General features: G+C 35.9%; 11 protein-coding genes. 6 read left to right on the plus strand and 5 right to left on the minus strand.

Going from position 1 to position 12,038, the window contains the following annotated elements:
* Positions 1 to 12 precede the first annotated feature (12 nt).
* The 5 genes from QWY87_RS15360 (at position 13) to QWY87_RS15380 (ending at position 4,317) form a co-directional block, all read left to right on the plus strand.
* Entirely contained in the window at positions 13 to 480 is a 468-nt protein-coding gene (locus tag QWY87_RS15360) for a hypothetical protein (RefSeq protein WP_290292857.1), read from the plus strand.
* Positions 481 to 495: 15 nt separating this feature from the next.
* Positions 496 to 966 (plus strand): hypothetical protein, encoded by a 471-nt coding sequence (locus QWY87_RS15365; RefSeq protein WP_290292860.1) that lies wholly within the window; start codon positions 496 to 498, stop codon positions 964 to 966.
* A 20-nt stretch (positions 967 to 986) separates the two neighbouring features.
* Positions 987 to 1,592 (plus strand): hypothetical protein, encoded by a 606-nt coding sequence (locus QWY87_RS15370; protein ID WP_290292863.1) that lies wholly within the window; start codon positions 987 to 989, stop codon positions 1,590 to 1,592.
* 96 nt (positions 1,593 to 1,688) lie between these two features.
* Positions 1,689 to 3,230 (plus strand): arylsulfatase, encoded by a 1,542-nt coding sequence (locus QWY87_RS15375; RefSeq protein WP_290292864.1) that lies wholly within the window; start codon positions 1,689 to 1,691, stop codon positions 3,228 to 3,230.
* Between the two features lie 49 nt (positions 3,231 to 3,279).
* Entirely contained in the window at positions 3,280 to 4,317 is a 1,038-nt protein-coding gene (locus tag QWY87_RS15380; protein WP_290292867.1) for an HAD family hydrolase, read from the plus strand.
* Positions 4,318 to 4,396: 79 nt separating this feature from the next.
* On the opposite strand, the gene QWY87_RS15385 is transcribed toward QWY87_RS15380, so the two are convergent.
* Positions 4,397 to 4,822 carry a (4Fe-4S)-binding protein gene (locus tag QWY87_RS15385; protein WP_290292870.1) on the minus strand — a complete coding sequence of 142 codons (426 nt, stop codon included), beginning with the start codon at positions 4,820 to 4,822 and terminating at the stop codon, positions 4,397 to 4,399.
* A 302-nt stretch (positions 4,823 to 5,124) separates the two neighbouring features.
* On the opposite strand from QWY87_RS15385, the gene QWY87_RS15390 reads away from it, so the two are divergent.
* Positions 5,125 to 5,928 carry a DUF2490 domain-containing protein gene (locus tag QWY87_RS15390; RefSeq protein ID WP_290292872.1) on the plus strand — a complete coding sequence of 268 codons (804 nt, stop codon included), beginning with the start codon at positions 5,125 to 5,127 and terminating at the stop codon, positions 5,926 to 5,928.
* 37 nt (positions 5,929 to 5,965) lie between these two features.
* Here QWY87_RS15390 and QWY87_RS15395 read toward each other — a convergent pair whose 3' ends face one another.
* The 4 genes from QWY87_RS15395 to QWY87_RS15410 form a co-directional block, all read right to left on the minus strand.
* Positions 5,966 to 8,140 (minus strand): tetratricopeptide repeat protein, encoded by a 2,175-nt coding sequence (locus QWY87_RS15395; RefSeq protein ID WP_290292874.1) that lies wholly within the window; start codon positions 8,138 to 8,140, stop codon positions 5,966 to 5,968.
* Positions 8,141 to 8,231: 91 nt separating this feature from the next.
* Positions 8,232 to 9,410 carry a porin gene (locus QWY87_RS15400; protein WP_290292876.1) on the minus strand — a complete coding sequence of 393 codons (1,179 nt, stop codon included), beginning with the start codon at positions 9,408 to 9,410 and terminating at the stop codon, positions 8,232 to 8,234.
* A 17-nt stretch (positions 9,411 to 9,427) separates the two neighbouring features.
* The gene (locus QWY87_RS15405) at positions 9,428 to 10,501 is read right to left on the minus strand and encodes a type II asparaginase (RefSeq protein ID WP_290292878.1); all 1,074 of its coding nucleotides are present in this window, start codon (positions 10,499 to 10,501) and stop codon (positions 9,428 to 9,430) included.
* Between the two features lie 35 nt (positions 10,502 to 10,536).
* Positions 10,537 to 12,024, minus strand: coding sequence for an aspartate ammonia-lyase (locus tag QWY87_RS15410; protein ID WP_290292880.1), 1,488 nt, complete (start codon positions 12,022 to 12,024; stop codon positions 10,537 to 10,539).
* Positions 12,025 to 12,038 lie beyond the last annotated feature (14 nt).

The raw sequence follows: 12,038 nt of genomic DNA on the forward strand, positions 1-12,038 counted from the left end.
AATTTCCCCATTATGATAAAACGATTACTTTTCTTACTATTTATTTTTACTTTTTCAATCGGAATGTCTGGTCAGGCCTCACAGGATGAACTCCAATTAATGCAGTCTCTTTACGGGATGGAAAAAAGGGATATAGTGAGCGAGTTTATAGAATTAAATGATTCACAGGAACAAGAATTTTGGCTTCTGTATGATGAATATGAAGAAAAACGTAAAGATCTTGGCACAGAACGTTTCAGATTGCTTACCAGTTACGTAGATGATTATGGTGAAGTTAAACCACAAGATGCGGATAATTTTATGAAGCAGGCCATTCCGTTAAGGATCAAATCTGACAAACTGGTTGACAACTATTACAAAAAAATTAAAAGCCGAACAGACCCTATTGTCGCTATGCAATTCTATCAAATTGAGAATTATTTGGCTGATGTGATAAGAATGGAATTACTGGAAGAAATTTATACAACAAAAAAACAATAACTAAAAACCCTTAAAATGAAAAAAATTACCTTATTAATTGCGGCATTATTAGTATTTAATTTTACTTATGCCCAGGATGTTACAACTGAAGAAATTCAAATGGTGCAAGAATTATTTGGATCAGAAAAAAAAGCCATCATTGAAGAAAATGTAGATTTAACCGGGGTTAATGCAGATTCTTTTTGGAAACTATATGACGAATATGAAAATCAACGTCAGGAAATTGGTCAGGCTAAACTTGAATTATTGCAAAAGTATACGATGAAGAAAGGTGCATTAACAAACCAGCAAGCTACTGATTTGATGACGGAAGCAGTTCCCTTAAGAACGGCTGAGGATAAATTAATCTTGAATTATACAAAAAGAATCGGGAAAGCTACAAGCCCACTGGTATCAGTTCAGTTTTATCAAATAGAACATTATATTTCAGATGGAATTCGCTTTTCAATCTTGAATAATATTGATTTTATCCAAGACAAAAAGTAAATTACTAGAAAAATATAACTATGAAAAAGATTGCTTTAATTATTGCTGTGATTCTTTTATGCGCAGTTGATACTTATGCTCAAAAGGTTGAGATCACACCTCAATATGGGTATCAGGTAGGCTCTAAATACAATTATTATGGAGGCTATCTAAAATTTCATGCTTCAGATCAATACGGGCTGACTTTTGGAATTAATGCTTCTGATGACGTCACCATAGAATTTATGTGGGCACAACAAAATTCTAAAGTAAGCGTACAGGATGTAATCTATTATCCACAAGAAACAGAAGTTTCGGATATGCAGGCCAATCATTATCAATTAGGAGCAATTCACATGTTTGGATATAGTGATGCCCGACCCTTTGCAGGTCTTTCTGCAGGTTGGTCAACCTGGAACCCTGAAGATTCTTTTTTTGATTCTCATACTACTTTTACACTTGGAATCACTGGAGGTTTAAAATATTTCTTCTCTGACAGAATTGGGTTAAGACTTCAAACGCAGTTACTCATGCCAATAAATTATGGTGGCTTCTACCTTGGAAGTGGCGGAAGTGGCGTTGCGGTTAGCGGTAATATTTTACAGCTTAACTTTAGCGGTGGTCTGATCATAGGATTGGGCGATTAATCCTAAATTAAAAAATTCTCATTAAGTCCTGCTTGGTATTTCCTCGCAGGACTTTTTTATTTATCTTTACTTAAAATAATTAAAACCCCCTTTTTTATGAAAAAAAACGAACTAATCACATTAATTTCAATGTGCTTATTGATGGTCGCATCCGTCACGGCACAAAAAAAACCGAACATCCTTGTTATTTGGGGAGATGATATCGGTCAATCCAATATTAGCGCCTATACAATGGGACTAGTGGGATACCAAACCCCAAACATTGACAGAGTTGCCAATGAAGGAATGATTTTTACAGATTATTATTCTGAACAAAGTTGTACGGCTGGTCGTTCTTCTTTTATAACAGGGCAAAGTGTTTTAAGAACAGGATTGAGCAAAGTTGGTATGCCTGGTGCTAAAGAAGGAATTAGCGAAAAAGATCCAACAATTGCTGAAATGCTGAAACCTTTGGGTTATGCTACAGGACAATTTGGTAAAAATCACCTTGGTGATCTTGACGAAATGTTACCTACAAATCATGGCTTTGATGAGTTCTTTGGAAACTTATATCACTTGAATGCCGAAGAAGAGCCTGAATTACCTGATTATCCAGATCCAGAAAAGTATCCTGATTTTGCCAAGAAATTTGGTCCACGTGGGGTTATTCACTCCTATGCTGATGGAAAAATTGAAGATACAGGGCCATTGACTAAAAAAAGAATGGAAACTGTAGATGATGAAACTGTTGCTGCAGCGGAAAAATTTATTAGAAACGCAGTTAAATCCGGAAAACCATTTTTTGTGTGGTGGAATGGAACAAGAATGCATTTTAGAACACACGTTAAAGATGAATTAAGAGGTGTTTCTGGTCAAAATGAATACGGAGATGGAATGGTTGAACACGATATGCATGTTGGTAAACTATTAGACCTCTTGGATGAATTGGGTGTTGCTGACAACACTATCGTTCAATATGGAACTGACAATGGACCACATAAAAATACTTGGCCAGATGCAGGTGTTAATCCTTTTAGAGGTGAAAAGAACACCAACTGGGAAGGTGGTTGGAGAACTCCTTCTATGATTAGATGGCCAGGACAAATTAAAGCTGGATCAGTATCTAACGAAATCATTTCTGGAATGGACTGGTTTCCTACTTTTGTTGCTGCGGCAGGTAATACTGATGTAAAAGCAAACTTATTAAAAGGGATCACTGTTAATGGCAGGTCATATAAAACGCATTTAGATGGTTATAACTTTTTGCCGTATTTAACAGGTAAAGAAAAGACCGGTCCACGTCAAGAGTTGTTTTACTTTTCTGATGATGGTGAATTAATGGCCTTACGTTATAATGATTGGAAAGTTATTTTTATGCAACAAACTTCTCCAGGAACTCTCGACACTTGGTCTAAACCGATGGAAACAACAAGAATTCCATTACTTATTAACTTAAGAAGAGATCCTTATGAATTTGCTACTATAACTTCAAATACTTATTGGGATTGGTATTTAGACCATGTTTTCTTATTACTTCCAGCTACAGCCTATGTTGGGAAATTTATTGAAACATTTAAAGAATACCCACCTCGAATGAAAGCTGCCAGTTTTAATCTTGGTGATACTATGGAAGCCTTACAGGCGCCTACAAGTAATTAATTATTCAATTAAAAAGGCAGTTTTCAACTGCCTTTTTTTTATATATCATATGAGACAATTTAGACTAATAAACTTTTTCACTTTTATCCTATTGGCGAGTATATTGTATTCTTGTAATACTGAAGTACAACAGAAGGAGACAAGTGATAATGTACAGGAAACAAATATAGACCCACTGCCTTCATGGAATGAAGGAAAAACTAAGAGTAATATCTTTACTTATGTAGAATCAGTTACTGATAAAGGAAGCACAGATTTTATTCCAATTAAAGATCGAATCGCAACTTTTGACAATGATGGGAACCTTTGGAGTGAGCAACCTGCTTACTTTCAATTATTCTTTGCCATTGACAGAGTAAAGGCAATGGCAGCGGATCACCCTGAATGGGCCAGTGAACAACCCTTTAAGGCCGTCTTAGAAAATGACATGGAATCATTGGCCAAGCAAGGAGAACATGGTCTCATACAACTAGTAATGGCCACACATGCAGGCAATACAACTGAAGAATTTAAAGCTGATGTGCAGGATTGGATTAAAACAGCCTTGCATCCCTCAAAAAAAGTTACTTATGATCAATTGGTTTATCAACCCATGCTCGAATTATTACAATATTTAAGAGCTCATGATTTTAAGACTTATATAGTATCAGGTGGGGGTGTTGATTTTATGAGAGCCTTTGTCACTGAAATTTATGGTATTCCAGAAGAACAAATTATTGGAAGCCGCATTAAAACCAGCTTTGATTATAATGATGGAAACCCTGTAATTAAACGTTTGCCAGAATTAGAATTTATAGATGATAAAGAGGGTAAACCTTTAAATATTCAAAAAATTATTGGAAAAAAACCTGTTTTTTCTTCTGGTAATTCTGATGGGGATTTACAAATGATGCAATGGGCCGCTTCTAATAAATACAAAAGTTTTATGCTCTATGTACATCATACTGACGCTGAAAGAGAATGGGCCTACGACAGAGCGTCTCATATAGGAAAACTTGACAAAGGTCTTGACCAAGCTCTAAAAGACGGTTGGACCGTAATAGATATGAAAAATGATTGGAAGGTTATTTACACTTTTGAGAAATAATACTATAAGATCAAAATATATTAAAAAAAAGGGGATGACTTTATTGTCAACCCCTTTTTTAATAAATCAACCTCTATGGTTAACCTTCAAATCCTGCTTGTTTGTGTTTACCATCACAATAAGGTTTGTTACTAGAGGCTCCGCATCTGCAAAAAGCAGTCATTTTCTCTTTAGTTACAACGCTTCCGTCATGAGATTTTAATTCAATATTTCCTTTGACCAACAAGGGGCCGTTTTTCATTAATTCTACTTCTGTTGCCATATTAGTTTTTTTTATTGATGATTCATTTTCTTCATAACTCAGAGCCCCGGAAGGACACAAGTCAATTTGTTTTTTCAGGTTCGCTGCTGGTGCATTCTCTGGTTTGATCCATGGTTTATCGTTTGGGTCATACACTTCAGGAAGTTCCTTTACACAAATAGCGGCATGTATACATTTTTTGGGTTCCCACAAAATAGTGAGATCTTCCTTTTTATATTTTTTAATAATTCGATTTGCCTCCATAATATTCAACAATTATTTTACTAAACGCATAGCTTTAAAACTGAATTCTCTCAAAGATAATCAATATCATTTAGAATATTCTTGAAAATGATTCTGAGACGAGCTGATGATCAATGATTCTTAAAATTATCATTCTTATGTTTTTTTATTAGAAAAGACTGTGCTTAAGGGTAAAAAAGATTTAAATCTATTATTTTTGAACCGCATAACTAAGGCCTATTATAATAAAACCGCATTTTTTAATTAGCTGTGAAGAACAAAGATTCAATAGTCACAAAGAATAAATTAACACTTTTCATTATATGCTAAGAGTGCTACTTGTTTTATTGTTTATATGGAATACATCGATTATTCGATCTCAGGAGAACGTGCCCGAAGATGCTTCTGTTAACAGTCAATTCTGGTTTGATTATAACACGAGATATAAATTGAATGACAAAAACAGCCTTGGAGGTTTTGCTGGATATAGAACCATCAACCCGCATCTTTTTGACAAATTAGTCATTGTTCCATCCTATGACATCATACATACTAAAAGCCCCAAATTCATAAAATCAGAAGAACCACTCATCTCGTCTTTTCATTTGGGAACTGGCTTATACTATACAAAGAATAAATTCGAACCAGATAATTTTGAATTTAGGTTAATGCAAGGATTGAAATTCTTCCTGCCATCTATCGATTTAATACCTTTAAAAACCTATATCCGTTTGGAAGAAAGGTTTCAAAAAACTTTCGACGGTTCAAGTTGGAGTTTTTCGGGTAGGTTTAGATTCAAAATTTCAACTGTTATTGAATGGAAAAAACACTTGTTATCCTTTAATAAGGGAATGTATATTCCAATGAGTGTAGAGTTTTTTTATAATTTACAAGAAGCTAACCGATACAATGATGTGATACGAATTTCGCCTGGTTTGGGCTATAAATTGAATGATAAATGGAAAGCTGAGTTTTATGTTTCCTATCATCTAAGTAATAATACCTCTGAAGACGATGAATCAACAAATGACTTTGTATTTAGACTAAGAATATACAAGTTAACCTCAGGTAAGAAAGAATACAAAATAAACAGTAAAGAAGAAGACATTAAAGAATTAATTGAATAACACGTTGATTATATCTTCTTTTAAACTCAGCAATTGATTAGGCTGGCTGTTGACTTTGCAATTCCTGCATCAGCTTATTCGATTCTTGTATTTTACCCAATTCCTTTAAAATTAATGCTTTCAAATATTTTACTTCCGGATTATTAGCTTCTAACTTCAAGGCATCATTTATCATGGATTCCGCTTTTAAGAAATCCTTTGTTTGATAATAAAAAGTTGCCAGGTTATACATTGAACGACTATCCTCAGGATTTAATGCTATGGCCATTTTTAAATCTTGCTCGGCCAGTTCATTGTTTCCAATTTCAAAATTTAGCAATGCCCTTAAATAATAAGGACGGCTGGCATTTGGTTCTTTATCCATCCAGGTGTTTAATGTTTCAAAAGCCTTATCTGTCTGGCCAGACATGCTATAGGCGGTTGCCAAATTAGTATAAACCGGGAATAACAAGCTATCCTTTTTTAAAGCAATTTCATAATGTTTTATTGCAGTTGTCACATCATTTGCCTGCATAAAGTAATCACCCAATTGCAAGCGTCCGGTTGAAAAATCTGCGTTACCAAAAAGCATTTCTTCCAATTCTTCTTTGGCCTTAAATAAACTCAATTTATCGGCTTCACTCCAATCCTCACCTTGGAATCCAATTAGCAACTGAGCACTTCCTATTCTGACCAGCCTAACCGAGTCAGTCATATGCTTTTTGGCAATCACAATTCTATCTTGAGGGTTCATATTTCTAAACTCCATCAACGCATTATATCTTACTACAGCAGAAGAATCATTTAAAGTGGCTATTAACGATTTTAAATCAGCCTCATTAGCAAAACTCAAGTTACTGATCACTGTGGACCTTGCAATTGCGGGATAGTTAAGATCACTGATGAATTCATTTAGCTTTTGTCTATCCTGCTGATTCAAATCGGTATTGGTACTCATTAACAAATAATCCGAAAAATGAGGTCTTCTTTCCTTTCCATACCAATCCACTACTTGCTGAGCGGCCCATTCTTCTGACTTATCTTTATGGCATTCATTACAAGCATTCGGTGTGCCATGACTTACGCTTTGATCTGGTCTTGGAACTCTAAAGCTATGGTCTCTTCTAAAATCGTTACCCATATAAAACCTGCCGGTCATATGACAATTAATACAAAGACTAGCTTCAGTGTTTTCTTTATGAAAATGATGTTTGGGAGATTCGTAGGTATCTGGAACATGACATTGCAGGCAAAGCTTGTTTCCCGTCATTTTTAATTTATTACTATGAACGTTATGACAATCTCCGCATTTTATGCCTTGTGCATGCATTTTACTTTGCAGAAACGAGCCATAAACATAATCCTCTTCTAGTATTTGTCCATCTAAATGGTAGTAGTCTGAAGATATATTTTGTACCAGATACTGGTCTTCAAAATTAAGTCCAGGAATCAAATCTTTAGTAAGTTTTACGCGTCTTGCATGACAAGGGGCACACATATTCATTTGTGCAGTCTGATCATTTCCGAGTACCATGTACATATTACCCTCTGTAGCTCCTGAATTAGCCCAATTTAAGTGTTGGGCTCCTGGCCCGTGACAACTTTCGCAGCTTACGTTGATCGATGAATATGTTGTGTGAAAAGAATCCTTCTCTACAAAATAATTTTTTTTCAAATTGGTTGAATGACATTCTGCACACATGGTATTCCAATTCTGCGCTCCCCTGCTCCAATGCAACCAATCGGTAATCACGATTTCATCACCTGCATATTGATGAAACCATTTTTTATCTAAAGTGTCCCAGGTGACTCTTAAAACCTGCTTCTTACCATCCTTAAAATCAATGATATACTGTTGTAAAGGGGTAAGACCAAAGACATAGGCTAACTTATACTCATTCACTGAGCCGTCCAATTCGGTCGTCCTTACAAAAAAATCAGACTCTTTCTTGAAAAAGAAATAGTTGACACCATCTATACTTGCTTCTGCATCATTAAAATCTCCTAATACAGTTTCATCTGAAACGGTTTGCATCGCTTTATCATGATGAGATCCCTGCCAATCCTTTGCAGCATCCTCATGGCATGAAATACAATTTTGGTCTCCAACATAGCCGTCACCTGTTACCGCTATCTGTTCAGATAATTTTTGATAAGGTTCATTATCGCTCGATTTCTTACAAGAAGCAAGGAAAATAAATAAGAGAGCCACATAAAAAATGGTGTTTTTCATAGAAAGATGATATGGAATGCTAAAATAGGTCATTCATAAAAAAAGACCTAAGAAATTCTTCAGGTCTTTTTGTTTGTCAATTTGCAATATGTTAGAAGATATGTAAGGGTGAAATAACACCTATCATAAATCTGCTTGTACTATAATCTTGCAATCCTACTCTTGATTCTGCATAACTTGAATAATCGTATTTCCTACCTACATAGGTGGCGAAAAATTTCAAATTAATGTCTTTCCACGGATAGAATTCAAGTGATGGAACTACTCCATAACCCTTTCGCCAATCATCAGTGGTTTTCTGAGGATCCACATCAGAAAGCCATTTCGCTGTATCTATAAATCCAGAGAAGCTAAACCCCCATTTTTCCGCAAAGCGATAATCAATTCGAGTCCAGTGACTGTAATAAAGCGTGTTCTGCAAGGCATACGGATATATATCATCAGGCACATCTCTGCTGATAATACCAGTTCTGTCAAGGTCTTCCTTACTCCATTTAAAATCATAGGCTATGGTCCATTTATCCAAAGTCAATAAATTTCCGAGCGCTATATAGTTTTTAAAAGTATCTTTGGCTTCATTAAATAAGGAATAAGACCATAAGGTGGTGAACTTTCCATCCCAAAACTTTCCACGCCAATTCCCTACTACTGCCAATGGAATATCTGACCCTTCTAAACCAGGAAGGCCTTGGTAAATTTCTTCAAAAGATTGCGTCCTGGAATTCAGAATCTGGAAGGAAAAACCATTCCGTTCTGTGGCCTGCCAGTACACGCCAACCCCGGTAAGAAAGTTATCTGCCTGCTCAATGATATCTGAATACTCAAAGATATCTATTGGATTCAGATCAAACTCAATACCTCCCCAATCTGCATAGGTCTTACCTAAAGTAAGATTCACCTTATCTGACAAGGTAAAAGTTAAATAAGCAAAATCAACTCCTTTAATAATCTTGTCTATTGTTTGCGGCTCAAAAGTACTTGTGTACCTGTGTCTAAATCTAAAATAGATTTTCTCATGCACATAGCCTTTGATTTCCAGTCTAAATTGTTCCACTCTAAATTTAGATTCCTGGTGTTCACCCTCGTAAAAATCACTTCTAAAAGCAATTTGAGTATTGGCAATCATGTCAACATTTTTCAACAATGATTGCTTACTTACGGGAATCAAGCTTCTGTAAGTATTGGTTGTATCAGACTGTCTGTTTTGTGCTTGCCCTACAAAGGCAAATAACAGTATAATCAAACCATATATAAATTTAAAATTTCTCATAATTGGTTTCTATATGATTAGTAAGTATAAAACAGTTTCTGAATATCCTCCAAGCTCCTGTCTTTTTGTAAAGCCAACATGAGTAATACCCTTGATTTTTGAGCATTCAACTCATCAGAAGCTATGGTTTTATTTTCATCATCATTAACTTCCGCATTTCTTAAAACATACCCTGTTGGCACTCTCGTGCTGCGTACCACAACAATACCACTTTCAGCTGCTTTTTTGCATGCTGCTAAGGTGGCTGCGTTCATGTTCCCGTTTCCTACACCTGCAATAACAATACCTTTCGCCCCTGCTTTTATTGATAAATCAACTAAATCTGCTGGTGTATCGACTCCTGAATAAATAATATCAACTCTTGGTAAACTTGTCACGCCATGTACGCTAAATTCACTATCAAGTCCATGAATACCATGTGGTTTGCTGTAAAATTCATGTCTTCCGTAAATCACTGCACCTGTTAAGCCATGCATGGGAGACATAAAAGTTTGGACAGAAGTTGTATTTGTTTTTGTGACGCCATGGGCTGAATGGATCTGATCATTCATTACCACCAGAACACCATGACCTTTGGCCTTAGTGTTAGCTGCTATGGCAACGGCATTATATAAATTTAAAGGACCTTCAGCGCTTACTGCTGTCGAAGGTCTCATAGAACCAGTCGTTACAACCGGTTTATCGCTTTTTACAACTAAATTTAAAAAGAATGCTGTCTCTTCTTGCGTATCGGTACCATGGGTGATAACTATGCCGTCAACATCATCTGTTGCCAAGAGCTCATTAATTCTATTGGCTAATTTTAACCAAATTTCAACGCTCATGTCTTGAGAACCTACATTTGAAACTTGTTCACCGGTTACATTGGCCAGGTCAGTTATTCCTGGAACAGCAGCTATCATTGTTTCAATACCTACTTGACCTGAGGTATAACCTGCCTGGGTTCCACTGTCAGCTGAACCAGCTATAGTACCTCCTGTTGCTAAGATTACAACATTTGGCAAATCTTTATTTTGAGCGAATGCAGATGGCGTTATGGCTAAAACCAATAACAACAACATGAGTTTGTTTAAAAGGGGGTGGCTTTTCATAATATTAAATTTTAAGTTTTTGATTAATGATTGTTTTATTTGTTTTCATATATAGATTTGTCAAGACCAGTCATATTTTCGGGTGACAATAATGTTTCTATTTGTTCTTCAGTGAGCAGTTTTTGCTCTCTAACTAATTCTAAAATTCCTTTTCCTGTAGCTTTTGATTCTTTTGCAAGTTCATCACCAACATGATGACCTAAAATTGGATTTAATGCAGTAACGATTCCAATAGTAGTTTCAAGGTTCCGTTTATGAACTTCTTCATTTACGGTTATTCCATCGATGCATTGGATTCTAAAAGCATTCATCGTATTGGTGAGGATTTTCTGTGATTCGAAAATCGAAAGACCTACAACGGGTTCATAAGCGTTTAACTGAAGATCACCATCAGAAGCCGCCATATTTACGGTTACATCATTTCCAATAACTCGATAACTAACAAAAGCCATCAACTCAGGAATCACAGGGTTCACCTTTCCTGGCATAATTGAAGAGCCCGGTTGTCTTGGCGGTAAATTAATTTCAAAAAGACCATTTCTCGGTCCGGAAGAAAGATTGATCAAATCATTTGAGATCTTGGAAAGGGTTGTCGCCAATGTTTTCAAGGCTGAGGAATAGACTACAAATCCTTGTAAACTTGATGTTGCAGCTATCATATCCTCTGCATTGCTAAGATCATATCCTGAAATTTCCCTAAGGTGCTTTATAACATATTTATCATAGCCTTCTGGTGCGTTCAACCCGGTACCGATAGCAGTACCTCCCATATTGAGCATCAGTAATGATTTACTTGCATGCTCTATATTGGAAATATCCCATTCTAACATTGCTGCGAAAGAGTGAAATTCCTGACCAACGGTCATAGGCACGGCATCCTGAAATTCAGTTCGCCCCATTTTTACAATATCAATATACTTATGACCCAAAGTTCTAAATGAAACTTTTAGTTCATTCAGCTCTTTTAACAATTTGTCATTATGCAACAACATCCCTAATTTCAAAGAAGAAGGATATGTATCATTGGTAGATTGCGACATATTAAGATGGTCATTTGGAGATATTTTGCTGTAATCCCCTTTTTTATGACCTGATTTTTCAAGCGCAATATTTGCCAGGACTTCATTGGCGTTCATATTTGTTGATGTACCAGCACCCCCTTGATAGAGGTCTATTGTGAACTGATCTAAATATTTTCCTGCGATTACCTCGTTACAAGCTTCTTCAATAGGTTTTAAGATTTCAGGTTTCATTTTTCCAGCATCAGTATTGGCCTGGGCGCAAGCCAATTTCACCATGCCCCATGCTTTAATAAAATCAGGGTAGTCATTAATATACTGGCCTGAAATTTGAAAATTTTCCATACCTCTGGCAGCCTGTGCGCCATAATAGGCATCTATGGGAACTTTAACATCACCCAAGAGATCTGTCTCAGTTCTAAATTCCTGAGCATAAGATAAATTTGTTAGTCCTGTTACAATTAGCAGCACTGATAGAATTGTTAATTTGTTAAATAATTTCATTGTGTGATTCACTA

It is taken from the genome of Lutimonas halocynthiae, from assembly GCF_030409835.1.
Lineage (GTDB): Bacteria > Bacteroidota > Bacteroidia > Flavobacteriales > Flavobacteriaceae > Lutimonas > Lutimonas halocynthiae.